Source organism: Streptomyces sp. NPDC041124, assembly GCF_055592385.1.
The window spans coordinates 756,633-774,950 of sequence record NZ_JBVIYR010000002.1; the positions used below are offsets into that span (position 1 = coordinate 756,633).

Sequence of the window (18,318 nt, forward strand, 5' to 3'; positions counted from 1 at the left end):
GCGGCGGGGTACCCGGGACGGTCATCGCGGAGCGGTCATGAGTTGACCGCACTAGGGGAATCCGCGTGCACCGGGCCGTCTCCGGGGCGGGCGCGACGGCACCCCGCCGGCACCGGGTCGCGCGGACACCCCGCCCCGGGCCCCGCCGACCCGCACCCGCCGAACTCACTTCTGCGGCACACTCCTTGTCATCCCCGGACGGGAACGGGGGCACAAGGAACGGCGACACCGACGCCCTGCCGAACCTCCGGAGGAACCATGCCGCAGATCGACACGAGCAAAGTCAGCCGCTGGGACCTGCACGGCCGGGAGCACACCGTCCACGTCCAGCGCACGGGAGTACAGCGCACGATCAGATGCGAGACCTGCGGCTGGCGCCAGGGCGCCCAGTTCCTGCCGTGGCTCAAGGCGCAGGAGCACCTGACGCAGGCGCACCAGGCGACCGTGGACCCGACGGTGGCATGAGCCCGCCCACCACCCGGACCCGGGTGGTGGGCGGGCCCACGAGACGGTCAGGGGCAGAGGCCCCTGGTACGGCGACGGCGGCCGAAGGCTAGGCGCCGATCAGTCGGGCCGCCAGGTACCCCTCGATCTGGTCCAGCGACACGCGCTCCTGCTTCATGGTGTCGCGCTCGCGCACGGTCACCGCGTTGTCGTCCAGCGTGTCGAAGTCGACCGTGACGCAGAACGGCGTGCCGATCTCGTCCTGGCGGCGGTAACGGCGCCCGATCGCACCGGCGTCGTCGAACTCGATGTTCCAGTTCTGCCGCAGCGTCTGCGCGAGCCCCTTCGCCTTCGGCGACAGCTCGGCGTTGCGGGACAGCGGGAGCACGGCCGCCTTCACCGGAGCGAGGCGGTGGTCGAGCCGCAGCACGGTCCGCTTCTCCATCTTGCCCTTGGCGTTGGGCGCCTCGTCCTCGACGTAGGCGTCGAGCAGGAAGGCGAGCATGGCCCGGCCGACACCGGCCGCCGGCTCGATGACGTACGGCGTCCAGCGCTCGCCGGCCTCCTGGTCGAAGTAGGCGAGATCCTGGCCGGAGGCCTTGGAGTGGGCACCGAGGTCGTAGTCGGTGCGGTTGGCGACGCCCTCCAGCTCGCCCCACTCGCTGCCGCCGAACTGGAAGCGGTACTCGATGTCAGCGGTGCGCTTGGAGTAGTGGGAGAGCTTCTCCTTCGGGTGCTCGTACCACCGCATGTTCTCCTCGCGCAGGCCGAGACCGGTGTACCAGTTCCAGCGCTGCTCCATCCAGTACTCCTGCCACTGCTCGTCCTCGCCCGGCTTGACGAAGAACTCCATCTCCATCTGCTCGAACTCACGGGTGCGGAAGATGAAGTTGCCGGGCGTGATCTCGTTGCGGAAGGACTTGCCCATCTGGGCGATGCCGAACGGCGGCTTCTTGCGCGAAGCGGTCTGCACCTGGGCGAAGTTGGTGAAGATGCCCTGGGCGGTCTCGGGGCGCAGGTAGGCGATGGAGCCGGAGTCCTGCGTCGGGCCGAGGTGGGTGGAGAGCAGACCGGAGAACTGCTTGGGCTCGGTGAAGGTGCCCTTGTTGCCGCAGTTGGGGCAGCTGAGGTCGGCGAGGCCGTTCTCCGGGGCGCGGCCCTTCTTCTCCTCGTACGCCTCCTCCAGGTGGTCCGCGCGGAACCGCTTGTGGCAGGAGGTGCACTCGGTCAGCGGGTCCGTGAAGGTCGCGACATGACCGGAGGCGACCCACACGTCCGGGGCGAGGATCACGGACGAGTCGATACCGACCACGTCCTCGCGCGAGGTGACCATGTAGCGCCACCACTGGCGCTTCAGGTTTTCCTTGAGCTCGACACCCAGCGGTCCGTAGTCCCAGGCGGCCTTCGTACCGCCGTAGATCTCACTACTGGGGAATACGAAGCCACGGCGCTTGCTCAGGCTGACGATGGTGTCGATCTTGTCGGCGGCCACGGTGCTCTCTTCATTACGACGACGGGCGACGAAGCGAGATTGCTTCCAGCGAAGCACTCAGGCTACCGGCGTGGCCTGCCCCGCGACCAATTCGGTGTCCGCTACAGCCCTCTCACGTGCTTTGTTGACAACGGTTTCCATATTTGTTGAAAATGAGTGTCATGAACGTACGACGACGCCACATATCCGCGGCCGCCCTGGCCGCGGTCACCGCCCTCGGCCTCGGCGGCCTCACCGCCTGCTCCTCCGACAGCACCGCCGCGGGCAACACCGACAAGTTCGACGTCGTGGCGTCGTTCTACCCGATGGCCTTCCTCGCCGAGCAGATCGGCGGCGAGCACGTCAACGTCACCAGTCTCACCCAGCCCGGCCAGGAGCCGCACGACCTGGAGATCAGCGCCAAGCAGACCGCGCAGCTCCAGGAGTCCGACGCCGCCCTCTACCTCAAGGGCCTCCAGCCGACCGTCGACGAGGCCATCGGCCAGTCCGAGGTGAAGACGAAGATCGACGCGGCCACGCTGACCTCCCTGGAGTCCCACGCCGCCGAGTCCGGCGGTCACGAGGACGAGCACGGCCACGAGGACGAACACGGTCACGAGGACGAGGGCCACGCGGACGAGGGCCAGAAGGACGAGGGCCACGACCACGCGCACGAGGAGGGCCAGGACCCCCACGTCTGGCTCGACCCGGTCAAGTACGCCGAGGTCGCCGAGGGCGTCGGCAAGGCCTTCGAGAAGGCCGACCCGGACCACGCCGCCGACTACAAGAAGAACACCGCGGCCCTGGTCGGCAAACTGAACGCCCTGGACGAGAAGTTCGAGACCGGCCTCGCGGACCGCAGGACCGGCGTCTTCATCACCACGCACGCCGCCTTCGGCCACCTCGCCGGGCGCTACGGCCTGACCGAGGAGTCCATCAGCGGCCTGGACCCCGAGTCGGAGCCCAGCGGCGCCCGCGTGAAGGAACTCCAGCAGACCGCGAAGGCCGACGGCGTCACCACCGTCTTCTACGAGACCCTCGTCAGCGACCGGACCGCCAAGACCCTAGCCGCCGACGCCGGACTCAAGACCGACGTCCTCGACCCCCTCGAAGGCATCACGGACGACTCCCGCGGCGAGGACTACTTCCAGGTCATGGAAGCCAACCTCACGGCGCTGCAGAAGGCCCTGGGCGCCAAGTGACCGGCACACCACCGGAGGACGGCATGACGACGACCGACCCCGTCATCTCCCTGCGCGGCGTCCGCGCCGAACTGGGCGCCCGCCCGGTGCTGCGCGGCATCGACCTCACCGTGCGGCGCGGCGAGGTCGTCGCCCTGCTCGGCGCCAACGGCTCCGGCAAGTCGACGGCCGTGCGCGCCGTCATCGGCCAGGTGCCCGTCACCGACGGCGCGATCGAGCTGTTCGGCACCCCCCGGCACCGGTTCCGCGACTGGGCGCGCGTGGGCTACGTCCCGCAGCGCACCACCGCCGCCGGAGGCGTGCCCGCCACGGTCGCCGAGGTCGTCTCCTCCGGCCGGCTGGCCCGTACCCGCTTCGGTCTCTTCCGCAAGGCCGACCGCGAGGCCGTACGGCACGCCCTGGACCTCGTCGGCATGGCGGACCGCGCCAAGGACTCCGTCGACGCCCTCTCCGGCGGCCAGCACCAGCGGGTCCTGATCGCCCGCGCGCTCGCCGCCGCCCCCGAACTGCTGATCATGGACGAGCCGATGGCGGGCGTCGACCTGGCCAGCCAGGAGGTCCTGGCCGAGACCCTGAGGGGCCAGGTGGCCGAGGGTGCGACCGTCCTCCTCGTCCTGCACGAACTGGGCCCGCTGGAGCCCCTGATCGACCGGGCGGTCGTCCTGCGCGACGGCTGCGTCGTGCACGACGGACCGCCCCCGAAGGCCGTCGGCCAGCACGCCCTGCCCGGCCACGACCACGTCCACCCGCACGCCCCCGTGGGCGCCGAACCGATCCGTACGGGACTGCTGAGCTGATGGAGATCCTCGACTACGCCTTCATGCAGCGGGCGCTGCTCGCCGCCGTCCTGGTCGGCATCACCGCCCCCGCCGTCGGCATCTACCTGGTCCAGCGCCGCCAGGCCCTCATGGGCGACGGCATCGGTCACGTCGCCATGACCGGCGTCGGTCTCGGCTTCCTGTTCAGCTGGTCCCCGGTGTGGATGGCGACGCTGGTCTCGGTGCTCGGCGCCGTCTTCATGGAACTGGTCCGCTGGTACGCCAAGACCCGCGGCGACATCGCCCTCGCGATGCTCTTCTACGGCGGTATGGCCGGCGGCGTGATGTTCATCAACCTCGCCCCCGGCGGCTCCACCGGCAACCTCTCCTCGTTCCTCTTCGGCTCCCTGTCCACGGTCTCGGAGTCCGACGTCACCGCGATCTGCCTGCTGGCCGCCTTCGTGGTGCTCGTCACCGTCGGCCTGCGCAAGCAGCTCTTCGCGGTCAGCCAGGACGAGGAGTTCGCGCGGGTGACGGGCCTGCCGGTGCGGTTCCTGAACCTGCTGACGGCGATCACGGCGGCCGTGACGGTCTCCGTCGCGATGCGCGTGGTCGGCCTGCTGCTGGTGAGCGCGCTCATGGTGGTGCCGGTCGCGGCGGCCCAGCAGCTCACCCGGAGCTTCGCCGCCACGTTCGCCATCGCCGTCGCGATCGGCGTGAGCGTGACCATCGGCGGCACGGTCACCTCGTACCACCAGGACGTGCCGCCCGGCGCGACGATCGTGCTGCTGACCATCGCCGCGTTCATCGCCCTGACCGCGCTGGCCACCCCGCTGGCCCGCCGCCGCGCCCGGGCTCTCGCCGCCGCACAGCCGGGCGGCGATCCCGCGGAATGCGCGATTCCGGCCAGCCGCCCGGCCGGCTAGGAGACGGCGCCCGACTCTCCTCCGCCCGGGCTGGCACAATGGCCCGGGCAGACGCCAGATGCGAGGAGGCAATCCCGTGACGACCGCAGGACCGCCCGTGAAGGGCCGCGCCACCCGGCAGCGTGCCGCAGTGGCGGCTTGCCTCCAGGAGGTCGACGAGTTCCGCAGCGCGCAGGAACTGCACGACATGCTCAAGCACAAGGGCGACTCGGTCGGACTCACCACGGTGTACCGCACCTTGCAGTCCCTCGCCGACGCGGGCGAGGTCGACGTCCTGCGCACCGCCGACGGCGAGTCCGTGTACCGCCGCTGCTCGACCGGCGACCATCACCACCACCTGGTCTGCCGCAGCTGCGGCAAGGCGGTCGAGGTCGAGGGCCCGGCCGTGGAGAAGTGGGCCGAGGCCATCGCGGCCGAACACGGCTACGTCAACGTGGCCCACACGGTGGAGATCTTCGGCACCTGCGCGGAGTGCGCGGCGGCGTAGCGCCCCGGCTCACCCGAGCCGGCGCACGCCACCGCGCACCCCCGCTCAGGACTCCTGGCGTCCCTCCATGGCCAGCAGTTCCTCGTTGGGGATCGCCCCGCCGAACCGCCGGTCACGGGAAGCGAATTCCAGACAGGCCCGCCACAGGTCACGCCGGTCGAAGTCCGGCCACAGCACGTCCTGGAAGACCATCTCGGCGTAGGCGCTCTGCCACAACAGGTAGTTGGACGTGCGCTGCTCACCGCTCGGCCGCAGGAACAGGTCCACGTCCGGCATGTCCGGGTAGTACAGGTACTTCTCGAAGGTCTTCTCCGTCACCTTCGACGGGTCCAGCCGCCCGGCCTTGACGTCCTCCGCCAGTGCCTTCGCGGCATCGGCGATCTCGGCGCGCCCGCCGTAGTTCATGCAGAAGTACAGGGTCAGCCGGTCGTTGTCCTTCGTCTGCTCCTGGGCGATCTGGAGCTCCTTGGCCACCGACTTCCACAGCTTGGGCATCCGCCCGACCCACCGCACCCGGATCCCCAGCTCGTCCAGCTGGTCGCGGGTCCTGCGGATGAAGTCACGGTTGAAGTTCATCAGGAAGCGCACCTCGTCGGGTGAGCGCTTCCAGTTCTCGGTGGAGAAGGCGTACAGCGAGATCGCCCCCACGCCCATCTCGACCGCGCCCTGGAGCACGTCCAGCACCCGCTCGGCGCCGACCTTGTGGCCCTCGGTGCGGGGCAGCCCGCGCTCCTTCGCCCAGCGTCCGTTGCCGTCCATGACGATCGCCACGTGGTTCGGGACCAGCTCCCCGGGGAGCTTCGGCGGCCGCGCGCCCGACGGGTGCGGTTCCGGCGTCCTGTACTCCCGGCGCTGACGCCCCAGGAACCCGCGTACGACCATGTGCCTCTCGTCTCCTCTGGCTGTGCGCTGCGCGCGTCACTTCTCGACGAACCGGAGCGAGCGCAGCCCGCGCTCCAGGTGCCAGTGCAGGTAGGCGGACACCAGCCCGCTCCCCTCCCGGACGTAGCGCGCCTCGCACGCGTCCGCGGTCTCCCAGTCTCCCGTAAGCAGCGCTCCGAGGAGTTCCAGGGCCTGCGGTGAGGGTACGACGCTGCCGGGCACCCGGCAGTCGGGGCAGAGGGAACCGCCCGACGCGACCGAGAAGAACCGGTTCGGCCCCGGCATCCCGCACTTCGCGCAGTCGGTGAAGCTCGGCGCGTACCCGTTGACGGCGAGGGAGCGCAGCAGGAACGCGTCGAGCACGAGAGGGGGCGCGTGCTCGCCCCGGGCGAGCGTCCGCAGGGCCCCGACCAGCAGCAGGTACTGCTGCACCGCCGGCTCCCCCTCGTGGTCGGTGAACCGCTCGGCCGTCTCCAGCATGGCCGTCCCGGCGGTGTAGCGCCCGTAGTCCGTCACGATCCCGCCGCCGTACGGCGCGATCGTCTCGCTCTGCGTGCACAGCGGCAGGCCGCGCCCGACCAGTTCGCTGCCCCTGGAGAAGAACTGCACGTCCACGTGCGAGAACGGTTCGAGGCGGGCGCCGAACTTGGACTTCGTCCGGCGCACCCCCCTCGCCACGGCGCGTACCCGGCCGTGACCACGCGTGAGCAAGGTGATGATCCGGTCCGCCTCCCCCAGCTTCTGGGTGCGCAGCACGATGCCGTCGTCGCGGAACAGACTCATGGGTCCATTCTCCCGTACGCGGGCACCGCCCCGTGCGCCGCCCGCTCTCGCGGGCGGTGCCTCGGATCCGGTTCGGGCCGCCGCCGATGTTCAGGCTCGGCCCGGTGTCGAAGCCGCCCCGGGGCCACAACGGTGACCTCCTGCGGGCGGTCCGGCGGGCACCGGCCGCACCACCACCCGCTCGTCGCACCCGGCCGGGGTCCTGGGCGTCACGGGGCGCCCTGGCCACCGGTGCCCCCGGGCAGGCGGTCAGTGACCTCCTCGCCGTCTGGCGCGACGACGGCAGCGTCCGCCCGCGGGACCGGTTCCGGCGAGCCGTCGACGACGGCGCACTGCCGCCGGAGACGGATCCCGGACTCCTCCCCCCGCCACGTCACCGCCGTCGCCTTCGGCATCGCCGTGCGGGCCGCCGGCGGCACCGGTCGCGGCGGCCTGCAGGAGACGGCCGACGCCGCTCCGCGCGGCTGGCCGTCGTGACCCGCGTTCAGGGCAGTTCCCCCCGGCTGCGCGCGTTGACGTAGGCGGTCGCCGCGCGCAGCCGCTCGGCCGGGGTCGCGTGCCGCACGACGCGGGGGTCGGCGTCCCACTCCCGGCCACCACCGTACGGTCTCAGCTGGACGTAGGGGCCCTCGTGCCCCATGACGATGCCGATCCGCTCGGTTCCGGTGTCCACGACGTACGCGCCCAGGGGAGGCTTCACCGCGACACCGCCGCCGCGATGCGCCGCGCGGTCTCGACGGAACACCGCCCCAATTCGACGAGCGGACAAGGCGCCTCCCGCGCAAGACTCACCGGGTCAAGACCCAGTGACGGCAGGGAAATTCCGGCCTTCGCGAGTGCCGCCCGCAATTCCTTCACCACTTCCTCCGCTTCCCCGACGCAGTGCGCCGCATGTCGTGCCGTCACGCTGATTCCCTTTCCCATCGACCTTCACCCCTCGTATCCCAAGAGTGACGCTGCGTGCTTACACTCGGAAGGGGTTCACGCCCTACAAGTGCGGGGCTGCACAAAGGGGTTAACAATGGCCAACGGTTCACGCCAGGCGACGTGGGAGTTCTTCGGCGCGGAGCTGAAGCGACGCCGGGAGGACGCCGGCTTCACGCAGGTGGACCTGGGGACACGGGTGTTCGTCTCCGGCGGTTACATCGGCCAGTTCGAACAGGCGATCCGCAAACCGCAATTGGACGTGGCCCAGCGCATCGACGAGACGCTGCAAACCGACGGTATTTCGAGCGGCTGTGCAAGAAGCTGATCGACGACCGCCGGTACGCGGAATACTTCGCCAAGGCTGCGGAGTTGGAGGCGCTGGCGACCAAGATCTGCGACTTCGCGCCCGCGCTGGTGCCGGGACTGTTGCAGACTCCGGAGTACGCGAGGTCAGTCACTCTGGCGATGAACCCCTTCGCGTCGGACGAGTACATCGAAAACAAGGTGCCGGGCCGAATGGAGCGCCACCTTCTCCTCAAGGACGCGAAACGGCCCATCTACTGGGTTGTTCTCCACGAGCACGTACTGCGTATCCCGGTCGGTGGACTCATCGGCATGGCACGGCAGCTGGAGCACGTGGCGGCGCTCACTCGGGAGCGGACGGTGGTGGTGCAGGTGCTGCCGTACAAGGTCGGCGCGTACGCGGTCATGAACGGAACCCTGCGGCTGATGGAGTTCGACGACGCGCCACCCACGGCCTATACGGAGGCCGTGTATTCGGGGAATCTGCTGGACGATCCAGCTGTGGTGAAGCGTGCGACCTCGACATACGATCTGATCAGGGCCGCCGCACTTCCGCCGGAGGCATCGCTGGCCCTGATCGAGTCGGCAGCGGAGGACTCCAGACGATGCGAGAGTACGAGCTGAGCAACGCACGCTGGCGCCGGAGCAGTTACAGCGACGGCAATGGAGGCGAGTGTGTCGAGGTCGCCTACGACTTCCCCGGCGCCGCCCGCTGGCGCAAGAGCACCTACAGCGACGGCAACGGAGGCAACTGCCTCGAAGTCGCCGACGGAGCCCCCGGTGCCGTCCCCGTCCGGGACAGCAAGCTGGGCACCGGCGGTCCGGTGATCGTCGTCGGGTCGGCCGCCTGGACGGCGTTCCTCTCCGCCGGCGCCATGGCTCCGCGCCCGGGACGAGGGGCGCACCCCCGGTCCGTCCAGGGGTAAGCCACCGTAGGAACAGGGCCGTTGCCCGGATGGGGACATCGGCGTGATGCCGCGACGCTCGTAGGCATGTCATCGACCCTGCGCAACCTCGCCCTGACGGCCGTCCCCGCCGCACTCCTCGTCGCGCTGCTCCCGCCCCTGACCGCCGGAGCCTTACCCGCTCCCGCCACCGGTGGCGAGCCCCGGGCGGCGCTCGCCTGGGTCCCTGCGAGGGCACCGGTGCCGCCGACCCCCGTCAGCGGTGCGCCACCCTCCGGGTCCCCCTGGACCACGCCGCCCCCGACGGCAAGCAGATCTCCCTCGCGCTGTCCCGGATCCCCGCCGAGGACGGCCGGGTGCGGCGCGGCGCGCTGTTCCTCATCCCGGGCGGGCCGGGTGGATCCAGCCTCGGTGACCCCTCCGGCAAGGGACAGAAGCTGCCGCAGGAGGTGCGCGACCGGTACGACCTGATCGGGTTCGCGCCGCGCGGTCTCGCCCCGTCCACGTCCGTCGACTGCGGTCTGGGACACGACGACCTGGCGCTGACGAAGCTACGCCCCTGGCCCGCCCCGGACGGCTCGGTCGACGAGAACATGGCCACCGCCGAGCGCATGACACAGGCATGCCTGCGCAACGGCGGCGATCTGATCCGGCACATCAGCACCCGCGACAACGCCCGCGACCTCGACCGCGTCCGCGCCGCACTGGGGGAGCGCAGGATCTCCGCGTGGGGCGTCTCGTACGGCACGTACGTCGGAGCGGTGTACAGCCAGATGTTCCCGCACCGGACGGACCGGATCGTGCTGGACAGCAACGACGATCCCGACCCGGCCCGGGTGGCGCGTGCCTGGCTCGCCGGGCACGAGCAAGGCGTCGAGGACGTGTTCTGGCACTTCGCCGCGTGGGCGTCGGCGCCCGGCAACCCGGACCGGGTGGCGGAGACGGCCGCCGAGGTGCGTCCGCTGTTCCTGCGGCTCGCCGCCCGCCTGGACCACGAGCCGATCCCCTGGCCCGGCGCCAACCCCGGCGAGCTGAACGGCAACGTGCTGCGCCAGACCATGCTGGACAGCCTCTACCAGCCGCGCCGTTACCCGGCCCTCGCGAAGGTGATGCTGGCGGCCGGGCAGGGCACCGTACCGCCCGTGCCGGCCACGCCGCCGGAGACGGTCCTGCAGAACGTGACCGCCGTCGGAATCGGGACGCTGTGCAACGACGTGTCCTGGCCCAAGTCGGCCGCCGAGTACGCACGGGGCGTCGCCGAGAGCCGGGCGTCGCACCCGCTCACCGCCGGCATGCCCCGCAACGCGATGCCGTGCGCCGCCTGGCCCCACCCGCCCCGCGAGGCTCCGACGCGGATCACCGGCCGGGGGCCGTCCAACGTCCTCCTCGTCCAGAACGAACGGGACGTGGCCACGCCCCTCGGCGGCGCGCTGAAGCTCCGTGAGGCGTTCGGCGGCCGGGCGGTCATGGTCACGGTGAACTCCACCGGCCACAACGCCTACCTCGCCGAGGGGAACCCCTGCGGCGACCGGGCGGTCTCCCGCTTCCTGACCACCGGCGAGCGCCCGGGCCGGGACCTGTACTGCCGCTGACTGGACGGCCTGGTCCTCCAGCTCGTCGACACCGCAAACGATCATCGACGTGACGTGCTGCCGAACGACCTCGACGCACCCTGGCTCTTCCCGACTCAGCGGCCGGCAAGCCGCTGAGCGGCAAGCAACTCGCCGCCGCCTCCGCAGGACCGGACTCCCGACGGAGGCCGGGCGATGCGCGGCACTGCTCGATCTCTGCACACGGACGCCACCGGCCGTCCTCCAACGCCTTCTCGGTATCAGTCCGTCAGTCGCCGAACGGCGGGCCGCCGGGGCCGTCAGGACCGCCCATGCAGCCGAGGTGGCCCGCCGCCAGACGGCTGAGACCGACTACGCAGCACCCCGTCTGCCGCGGGCTGCCATCATGCTCGAATGGCCCACGACGTAGTGTTCTTCCTCGCCCCTGACGACGAGACGGCCGCCTCGACGCGCCTGCGGGGGCCTGGTGAGGCATTTGAGTCCGTGACCTGCCGTTCTATTGAGCCGGACAGTGCCATCGCCGAGTGGGACATGTACTTCGAGGTGCCTTCGGCCGAGGCTCCGCCGCTTGAGCGGCTCTATGCGTGGCGGCCGTGGCCCGAGTGGGTCACCGCCCCCCTGAACGACGGCGTTGAGGTGTTCGCTCTGCCGAAGCGGCTGACCCGAGCGCTCGGCAAAGCGAGTTCCGCCGAACTCGAAGAGCTCGCAGGCCGCTGGACCACGCGGCTCCGGTCCGAGGACGGCGACGACATGACCGACGATGACCTCCTTGCGGTCTTGCAGGGCGTTGCCCGCCTCGCAGCGTCTGCGGCGGATACGGGTGGCGGCCTCTACAGCTGGAGCTTCTGACCGTCCCCCCGCGGAGGTCGCTCGTTCTTGACGCCGCTGCACGCCAGGAGCTCGGTCCCGGTGGCGTCGAAGTACAGGGTGAAGAACCAGGACCGGTCTGCTGCGACGATGTTGCCGGTACGCAGGTGCTCGTCGCGGTGCCGAGCGCGAAGGATCTCAACGGTCTCGTCAAGGCCGAGGGTCGTCAGGCCGGTCTTCGACGACCGTTTCAGCCTTGTCGCAGCGATGCCGAGGGCCATCCACTGTGGCGGCTGCCCGTTGTAGAGCATTACCTCGCCGCCGGCGGCGATGGCGTCGCGTGCTGCCTTGCAGGCACTGGTCTGGTCTTTGAGCATCGCGGTGATGTCGGGCCGGCTTGGGTGCTCGTCCTCGGTGGTCATGCGGCGACTGTAGGGAGCGAACGCGGGCGTTGCTACGGGGTTTGGCGTGGCCCGCACGGGGCCGTTGGGCCGTGGGGAGCCGTCAGGACCGCTTGCCCGGCGGGTGATGTCCGTCAGTGACGATGCCATTCCGCGCTGACGGCCGCAGCCTGACTGCGGCACCGTTCCAGCCCCGCAGCCACCTCTTCCTGGTCCGGACCGTCCTGGCTGGCCAGGAGTTCGCCGGCCGCGGTCATGGCGGCCCAGAAGTCGGGTGGTGAGCCGCGCCCATCCAGGAACCGGGTCCTGGTGAAGTAGAGGAAGATCTTCGTGAGTTTCCCGGTGCGGAACCATGCGAGCAGGCCGGCGGGAAAGCCTCCGCGGGCACCAGCGGCGGTTCCCAAGAGGTCGCGGATGCGCTCCTCGTGTTCCTCAAGCACTCGGTCCACGATGAAGACGTGCCCAAACCTGAGGAAGTAGGCGAGGTCCTCCTCCTCACCCACCGTGAACTCCGAGAAGAGCGGTTCGACCTCGCGGAGCCGGGTCTCGGCGTCAGTCCGGGGCACACCCAGGGCCAAGCACACGGCCAACACGCAGACGCCCCAGTCGCCGGTCCTCGCGGCCAGTTCGGCGAAGACCTCCTCGTCGCTTCGCCCCGCGGCGAGCATCTCCTGCGCCTCCAGAACCAGCGCGCCCTCGCCTTCCCCGTGACTCATGGCGAGAGGCTACCGCGAGGTGCGATGGCCGAGCCGGCCGCGATCCCCTCGCTCACCGGGGCAGCACGAAGCCGTCGCCGCGCTCATCGCCACGACCAAGGCCACCACCCGGTGACCGGCCAGTCCCGGACGCGACTGGAACGCGTCCGCGCTGCGGTCGGGATCGCTTCGCTTGCCCTCCAGCAGATCGAGGACCAGCTAGCGGGCGAGGGCCGTCGGCCCGGGGGTGGCGACGGCCAGGCGCAGGCCGAGGTCGACCAGCCTCCAGCCGAGGCGGGCGCGGAGGCACGGGGGGCGCCCCGCCGAGGCGGCGAGGCGGTACGCGTCCGCTTCCGCGTGGAGGTCGGCGGCTCGGGCGCGGTGCAGGGCGAGATGGATCTCCGGGTGCGTCTGCGGGTGCATCGGGCAACCTCTCAGTCCGTGTGGACGGGGAAGACGTGGGTGTGGACGCGCACTCGCTCGGCGCCCGGGGCACCGGCACCGGGTTCCTTCGCGCGGTAACCCTCCACGAGTTCGTGCATCTTGTGGACGAGTTCCTCGGCGAGTTCCGGTGTGAGCCGCAGCGTCCAGTCGCTCGTGTCCGACGCGCGGCGCCAGGCCTCGGACCAGTCGCCGCGGGTGCCGAGCCAGGTCGCGATCTCGCTGGTGTGGTGGTTCGCGACCTCGTGCAGGAACAGGTCGGCGGCTCCGCGGACCTCCGGATCGCGGTCCTTGAGCAGGGCGTCGTCGAAGCGCACCCCGTCGTGCACCGCCTTCCACCACCGCTCCCGCCCCTTGCCGTGCTCCGGTGCGTCCTCCACGAACCCGTGGGCGGCGAGTTGGCGCAGGTGGTAGCTGGTGGCTCCGCTGGACTCACCGAGCTTGGCGGCCAGTTGGGAAGCGGTGGCCGGACCGTCGCGCCGCAACGCCCTCAGCAGCTCCATGCGCAGGGGATGCGCCAGGCCGCGCAGCGAACGGGCGTCGAGGCTGTGGACCTTGAGATCCTGCGGATCGGTGGGCTCGTCCATGGATCCAAAGATAGCGCTGCAAAGGAACCTCTGCAACGAACTTTATGCAATCACTTCTTTGCAAGTCGATGAGCTGCTGATGACGCCGTTGGCGTGACGTTTCCGCTCCGGCGCAACCGGTTCTCCCCCAGCCACGCTCCTGTCCAGCAGAACCGACACCCCCTTGGTGAGGAGACCGGCCATGACCGCGACCGCTTTCGAGTACGGCCCGCACCACGCCTTCAGCGCCCCCGGCGCCCTCACGGACGACTCGGCCGCCCCCTGGTGGCCCGCGCCCGCCGGAGCACAGGAGGACGACTACCTGCTGGCCCCGCCGCACCCGGCCCACCGCCTGGACACCGCGATCGACCCGCGCGACCGCCGCCGGCTGGACCTGCACGCCGCGCTGACCGCCGCCGGCATCCCGCCCCGCCCCGAGGACCGCGAGGCCATCGAGAGCCTGAGCGCCCTGTCCGGCAGCATCAACACCACCATCCAGCGCTGGCTGCACCACACCCTGTGAACCGCCCGGCGGCTCACGCCCCGCCCGGCGCCACTAGCCCCGACTCATAGGCGACGATGACGAGTTGAGCCCGGTCCCGGACGCCCAGCTTGCCCATGGTCCGGCTCACGTGGGTCTTCGCGGTGAGCGGACTCAGCCCCAAGGACTCGGCGATCTCCGTGTTGTTGAGGCCGCGCGCGACCAGCGCCAGCACCTCCCGCTCGCGGTCGGACAGGCACTCGGGCCCGGCGGCGACCGGCGCCGGCGGACTGCGCAGAAAGCGTTCGATCAGGCGCGCCGTGGGCCCCGGCGACAGCAGTGCGTCACCGGCCGCCACCGTGCGTATGGCGTCGAGGAGTTCGGCGGGCCGGGTGTCCTTCACCAGGAAGCCGGAGGCGCCGGCGCGCAGCGCCTCCACGATGTTCTCGTCCGTGTCGTAGGTGGTCAGGACGAGAACCCTGACCCCCGCGAGGTCGTCATCGGCGGCGATCAGGCGGGTCGCCTCGATACCGTCCAGGTCCGGCATCCGGATGTCCATGACGACGAGGTCGGGCCGCTCGGTGCGGGCGAACTCCGCCGCCTGCCGGCCGGTGGCGGCCTGCCCGACGACCTCCATGTCCGGCGCCGACTCGACGAGCATCGCGAACGCCTCCCGTACGAGGGTCTGGTCGTCGGCGAGCAGCACGCGGATGGTCATCCGGTGGTTCCTTCCCGGGTCGCGGTGGTCAGCGGCAGGGTCGCGGTCACCTGGAAGCCCCCGCCCGCCCGTGGTCCGGCGTCGAGTGTGCCACCCACGCTGCGGGCCCGCTCCCTCATGCCGAGGAGACCGAATCCGGGGGTGCCGCCGGGGACGGGGCCGGTGCCGTCGTCGGTGACGGACAGGCGCAGGGCCCCGCCCTCCCCGCGCAGGTCGACGCGTACGGCGGGGCCGGGCCCGGCGTGGCGCACCGCGTTGGTCAGCGCCTCCTGCACGACACGGTAGGCGGCGGCGCCGACCGCGGGCGGGACGGGATCCGCCACCCGCACGGTGTGTTCCACCCGGGCACCGGCCGCGCGCGCCGCCTCCACCAGATCGGGCAGCCCGTCGAGGCCCGCCAGCGGGCCCCGGGCGTCCGCGGGACCGCCGTTGTCGCGCAACACCTCCAGGACCGTGCGGAGTTCACCGCGCGCCGTGCGGCAGGTGTCGGCGATGTCGTCGAGTGCCTTCGTCACGGTCGCCCGGTCCAGGCGGTCGGGGTCGGCGGCCAGGACGTGCGCGGCGACGGACGTCTGCACCCCGATGAGGGTGATGCTGTGGGCGAGCAGGTCGTGCAGGTCCCGCGCGATGCGCAGCCGTTCCTCCGCGACCCGGCGGCGCGCCTCCTCCTCGCGCGTGCGCTCCGCCCTCACCGCGCGTTCGACGATCGCGGCGACGTACTGCCGGTAGAAGCGGACGTCGACACCGAGGAAGAGCACGGCGACGACCCAGCCGGTGATGCGGAGCAGCTCCACGAAGCCGTCGGGATTGGTGAGGGCGTTGAGGGTGAGGGTCGTGCCGATGACGACGGTGCCGATGAGCAGGGTACGGCGCGGTGTACTGGTCGCGGCGACCGTGTAGAGGACCACCATGGAAGCGGCCACGGGCGCGCCGTGGTTGTGGTCGAGGGCGTGGTACGGCACGACCAGGGCCATCACCACCAGGAACACCGGAAGCGGCCGCCTGCGCCGCCACGCCAGCGGTACGTGGGCGGCGAGCAGCAGCGTCCAGCCGAGCGCGTCGAGCCGGCGGCCGTGGTCGGCCAGCAGCGCCACCGCGACGGCCAGGACCGCGGTGCACGCGGCGAGGACCGCGTCGTTGCGGACGGCGTGCGGGGCGGTCAGCGGGTCGCGGTTGATCGCGGCCATGATCCGCTCGCCGGTGCGGGGGCGTGGGGCCGTCTGTGCTGTCGTCGGGTGCACTGGTCCATCCTCGGGGAGGAGGGCGCCCCTCCGGGAGGGAGGGGCGCCCGGCGTCGTCACGCGGGCGGACTACACCGGCTCCGGCTGCCGTGCGCGGGGCGCCGGCTCGGCGGGCCGGGACAACCGCCCCGGCCACCACATCCAGCGGCGCAGCAGCACACTCGCCGTGGTGACCAGGTAGGTGCGCACGAGGAAGGTGTCGAGGAGGACACCGACCGCGATGACGAAGCCGAGTTCCACCAGCGCGACCAGGGGCAGCGTGGTGAGCACGGCGAACGTCGCGGCGAGCACGACGCCGGCGGAGGCGATCACCCCGCCCGTGGTGCGCAGCGCGGTGAGGGCGGCGGCCCCGGGTTCGGCGCCGTTCAGGGACTCCTCCCGCATGCGGTGCATGAGGAAGATGCCGTAGTCGACGCCGAGGGCCACCAGGAACACGAAGGACAGCAGCCCGAGTCCGGGGTCGGTGCCGGCGAAGCCGAACAGCGGCTCGAAGACCAGCCCGCCGATGCCGAGCGCCGCGCCCCACACGGCGACCACCGCGCCGAGCAGCAGCAGCGGGGCGACGAGGCTGCGCAGCAGGACGACGAGGATCAGGAACACGGCGACGAGCACCAGCGGCACGATCACCGATCGGTCCCGCGCCTCGCTGTCGGCGAGATCGAGGCGCTGCGCGCTGGGCCCGCCGACGTAGGCGTCGCCGTGATCGTCGTCGAGTGCGTCCCGCAGGGCCCCGATGGTGCGGGCCTCACCCGGTGATTCGGGGGCGGCGGTGGCGAACACGGTGATCTCGCTCCACCCTCCTCCCTCTCGCCCCACGGCGGCCTCGGCGACCCCGTCCGTGCCACGGACCTTCCCCAGAACGGCGTCCGCCTCGCCGGCGGGCGCGATCACGGTGAGCGGCTGGGCGCTGCGCTCCGGGTACTCCTCCGCCAGGACGCGCATCGCGGCGATGGACTCCGGCCGGTCGGTGAAGGAGTCCTCCTGCTTGAGGTCGCCGCCGAGGTTGAGCGCGCCCAGGGCCAGCGCGCCGAGGAGCACGGCCCCGCCCGCCAGGACGGCAGCGGGCCGGCGGGCGGCGGACGTCCCCATGACGGCGAACAGCGACCGCCGCGCCTTGGGTGCGCTGCCGAAAGCGGGGATCAGCGGCCAGAACACCCGCCGTCCGAGCAGCACCAGCACCGCGGGCAGCAGGGTCGTCATCGCGACCAGTGCGGAGAGCACCCCGACCATGCCCACAGGACCCATACCGCTGCTGCTGTTGAGGTCGGCGGCGAGCAGGCACAACAGTACGGCGGCGACCGTGCCGGAGGAGGCGAGGATCGCCGGACCGCAGCCGCGCAGGGCGGCGCCCATGGCGTCGTACGGCCGCTCGTGGCGGCGCAGTTCCTCCCGGTAGCGGGAGACGAGCAGCAGCGCGTAGTCGGTGCCGGCGCCGAGGACGAGGACGGTCATGATGCCGCCGCTCTGCCCGGTGATCGTGACGTCGAACAGTTCGTGCATCCCGTACCCGGCCGCCATCGCCACGGCGGCGCCGACTCCCGCCACGGCCAGCGGGACCAGCCACAGGAACGGGCTGCGGTAGATCAGCACCAGCAGCACGGTGACGACACCGAGCGTGGCCATCAGCAGGGTGCCGTCGACGGTCTCGAACACCTTGTTCATGTCGGCGTTGAGGGCCCCGGGCCCGCCGACCTCGGCGCTCAGCCCGCCCGACCCCTCGGTGATCTCCCGCACCCCGTCGACGAACGCCTCCCGGGCCTCCTCGTCCTGCCCCGGCCGCGTACTGGAGACGGGATACATGAGCGTGCTGCCGTCCTCGGAGAGCACGCCCCGCGGCACGTCCGACAGCTCGTGGCCCTGCTCCACCTCGGCGACCTGCCGGGCGGCGACCTCCCGGTCGGCGGCCGTCAGCCCGCCCTCCCGGTGGTAGACCACCACCAGGTCGGTGGACTCACCGCCCGGCAACTCGTCCTGGACGCGGGCCACCTGGGTGGAATCGGCACTGTCGGGCAGATAGTCGACGGCCCGGTTCTGCTGCACCTCCCCGAACTTCCCGGCGAGCGGCCCGACCAGCACGAGCACCGCCACCCACAGCCCCACCACCACCCAGGGCACGGCACGCCACCCCCGAGCACGCGTCCTTGCAGCCCCCATGAGCCTCGGCTCCCCTCCGGTCCGGTATCTGGATCGGTATCCAGCCTCCCGGCGGCAGGGGGCCGGCGCGTCGGGCCTGAGACCGAGCCGAGAGCTACTGCGGCGGGCGGCCAGGAGCGGCGGCTACTCCCCGGGGAGTAGCCGGGCGTCCCCCG

Annotated in this window: 20 protein-coding genes and 2 pseudogenes; 10 read left to right on the top strand and 12 right to left on the bottom strand. The window is 71.4% G+C overall.

Features of this window, described 5'->3' with window-relative positions:
• Positions 1–258 precede the first annotated feature (258 nt).
• A complete protein-coding gene (locus tag ACZ6A9_RS07890; protein ID WP_468980400.1) occupies positions 259–465 on the top strand; it encodes a hypothetical protein in 207 nt (68 codons plus the stop codon).
• 88 nt (positions 466–553) lie between these two features.
• Here the strand turns inward: ACZ6A9_RS07890 and ACZ6A9_RS07895 are convergent, their stop codons facing one another.
• Entirely contained in the window at positions 554–1,936 is a 1,383-nt protein-coding gene (locus tag ACZ6A9_RS07895; RefSeq protein ID WP_468980404.1) for a glycine--tRNA ligase, read from the bottom strand.
• Between the two features lie 161 nt (positions 1,937–2,097).
• On the opposite strand from ACZ6A9_RS07895, the gene ACZ6A9_RS07900 reads away from it, so the two are divergent.
• From ACZ6A9_RS07900 to ACZ6A9_RS07915, 4 genes are all read left to right on the top strand, one after another.
• Positions 2,098–3,117: a metal ABC transporter substrate-binding protein gene (locus tag ACZ6A9_RS07900; RefSeq protein WP_468980407.1), complete on the top strand. Its 1,020-nt coding sequence runs from the start codon at positions 2,098–2,100 to the stop codon at positions 3,115–3,117.
• 23 nt (positions 3,118–3,140) lie between these two features.
• Positions 3,141–3,914: a metal ABC transporter ATP-binding protein gene (locus ACZ6A9_RS07905; RefSeq protein WP_468980410.1), complete on the top strand. Its 774-nt coding sequence runs from the start codon at positions 3,141–3,143 to the stop codon at positions 3,912–3,914.
• Positions 3,914–4,801, top strand: coding sequence for a metal ABC transporter permease (locus ACZ6A9_RS07910; RefSeq protein WP_468980413.1), 888 nt, complete (start codon positions 3,914–3,916; stop codon positions 4,799–4,801). The genes ACZ6A9_RS07905 and ACZ6A9_RS07910 overlap by 1 nt, the downstream gene beginning before the upstream one ends.
• Positions 4,802–4,877: 76 nt before the next feature.
• The gene (locus ACZ6A9_RS07915) at positions 4,878–5,288 is read left to right on the top strand and encodes a Fur family transcriptional regulator (RefSeq protein ID WP_468980416.1); all 411 of its coding nucleotides are present in this window, start codon (positions 4,878–4,880) and stop codon (positions 5,286–5,288) included.
• A 45-nt stretch (positions 5,289–5,333) separates the two neighbouring features.
• Here ACZ6A9_RS07915 and ACZ6A9_RS07920 read toward each other — a convergent pair whose 3' ends face one another.
• From ACZ6A9_RS07920 to ACZ6A9_RS07935, 4 genes are all read right to left on the bottom strand, one after another.
• Positions 5,334–6,170 (bottom strand): isoprenyl transferase, encoded by an 837-nt coding sequence (locus ACZ6A9_RS07920; protein ID WP_468980419.1) that lies wholly within the window; start codon positions 6,168–6,170, stop codon positions 5,334–5,336.
• A gap of 36 nt (positions 6,171–6,206) precedes the next feature.
• Positions 6,207–6,953 carry a DNA repair protein RecO gene (recO, locus tag ACZ6A9_RS07925; RefSeq protein ID WP_468980422.1) on the bottom strand — a complete coding sequence of 249 codons (747 nt, stop codon included), beginning with the start codon at positions 6,951–6,953 and terminating at the stop codon, positions 6,207–6,209.
• A gap of 484 nt (positions 6,954–7,437) precedes the next feature.
• Complete coding sequence (locus tag ACZ6A9_RS07930) at positions 7,438–7,653, bottom strand: hypothetical protein (RefSeq protein ID WP_468980424.1); 216 nt, start codon at positions 7,651–7,653, stop codon at positions 7,438–7,440.
• A complete protein-coding gene (locus tag ACZ6A9_RS07935) occupies positions 7,650–7,859 on the bottom strand; it encodes a hypothetical protein (RefSeq protein ID WP_228969000.1) in 210 nt (69 codons plus the stop codon). Before ACZ6A9_RS07935 ends, ACZ6A9_RS07930 begins: the two co-directional genes overlap by 4 nt.
• Positions 7,860–7,974: 115 nt before the next feature.
• Here ACZ6A9_RS07935 and ACZ6A9_RS07940 point away from each other — a divergent pair.
• The 4 genes and pseudogenes from ACZ6A9_RS07940 (at position 7,975) to ACZ6A9_RS07955 (ending at position 11,508) form a co-directional block, all read left to right on the top strand.
• Positions 7,975–8,807: pseudogene (locus ACZ6A9_RS07940) on the top strand (helix-turn-helix domain-containing protein).
• Positions 8,789–9,109, top strand: coding sequence for a DUF397 domain-containing protein (locus ACZ6A9_RS07945; RefSeq protein ID WP_468980427.1), 321 nt, complete (start codon positions 8,789–8,791; stop codon positions 9,107–9,109). The pseudogene ACZ6A9_RS07940 and the gene ACZ6A9_RS07945 overlap by 19 nt, the downstream one beginning before the upstream one ends.
• A gap of 66 nt (positions 9,110–9,175) precedes the next feature.
• Positions 9,176–10,680: pseudogene (locus ACZ6A9_RS07950) on the top strand (alpha/beta hydrolase).
• Positions 10,681–11,052: 372 nt separating this feature from the next.
• Positions 11,053–11,508 carry a hypothetical protein gene (locus tag ACZ6A9_RS07955; protein WP_468980430.1) on the top strand — a complete coding sequence of 152 codons (456 nt, stop codon included), beginning with the start codon at positions 11,053–11,055 and terminating at the stop codon, positions 11,506–11,508.
• Here ACZ6A9_RS07955 and ACZ6A9_RS07960 read toward each other — a convergent pair.
• The 4 genes from ACZ6A9_RS07960 to ACZ6A9_RS07975 form a co-directional block, all read right to left on the bottom strand.
• Entirely contained in the window at positions 11,490–11,888 is a 399-nt protein-coding gene (locus ACZ6A9_RS07960) for a hypothetical protein (protein ID WP_468980432.1), read from the bottom strand. The genes ACZ6A9_RS07955 and ACZ6A9_RS07960 overlap by 19 nt on opposite strands.
• A 113-nt stretch (positions 11,889–12,001) precedes the next feature.
• Entirely contained in the window at positions 12,002–12,583 is a 582-nt protein-coding gene (locus ACZ6A9_RS07965; protein ID WP_468980434.1) for a cytochrome c-type biogenesis protein, read from the bottom strand.
• A 198-nt stretch (positions 12,584–12,781) separates the two neighbouring features.
• On the bottom strand, positions 12,782–12,985 hold the full coding sequence (locus tag ACZ6A9_RS07970; RefSeq protein ID WP_468980438.1) for a hypothetical protein: 204 nt from the start codon (positions 12,983–12,985) through the stop codon (positions 12,782–12,784).
• Between the two features lie 11 nt (positions 12,986–12,996).
• Positions 12,997–13,590, bottom strand: a complete 594-nt coding sequence (locus ACZ6A9_RS07975; protein ID WP_468980441.1) for an ArsR/SmtB family transcription factor — start codon at positions 13,588–13,590, stop codon at positions 12,997–12,999.
• A 181-nt stretch (positions 13,591–13,771) separates the two neighbouring features.
• On the opposite strand from ACZ6A9_RS07975, the gene ACZ6A9_RS07980 reads away from it, so the two are divergent.
• Entirely contained in the window at positions 13,772–14,092 is a 321-nt protein-coding gene (locus ACZ6A9_RS07980; RefSeq protein WP_468980444.1) for a hypothetical protein, read from the top strand.
• 13 nt (positions 14,093–14,105) lie between these two features.
• On the opposite strand, the gene ACZ6A9_RS07985 is transcribed toward ACZ6A9_RS07980, so the two are convergent.
• The 3 genes from ACZ6A9_RS07985 to ACZ6A9_RS07995 all read right to left on the bottom strand — a co-directional run bounded on the left by ACZ6A9_RS07985 (position 14,106) and on the right by ACZ6A9_RS07995 (position 18,163).
• Entirely contained in the window at positions 14,106–14,768 is a 663-nt protein-coding gene (locus tag ACZ6A9_RS07985; RefSeq protein ID WP_468980446.1) for a response regulator, read from the bottom strand.
• Positions 14,765–15,955, bottom strand: coding sequence for a sensor histidine kinase (locus ACZ6A9_RS07990; protein ID WP_468980732.1), 1,191 nt, complete (start codon positions 15,953–15,955; stop codon positions 14,765–14,767). Before ACZ6A9_RS07990 ends, ACZ6A9_RS07985 begins: the two co-directional genes overlap by 4 nt.
• Positions 15,956–16,078: 123 nt before the next feature.
• A complete protein-coding gene (locus ACZ6A9_RS07995) occupies positions 16,079–18,163 on the bottom strand; it encodes an MMPL family transporter (protein ID WP_468980450.1) in 2,085 nt (694 codons plus the stop codon).
• Between the last annotated feature and the right edge of the window lie 155 nt (positions 18,164–18,318).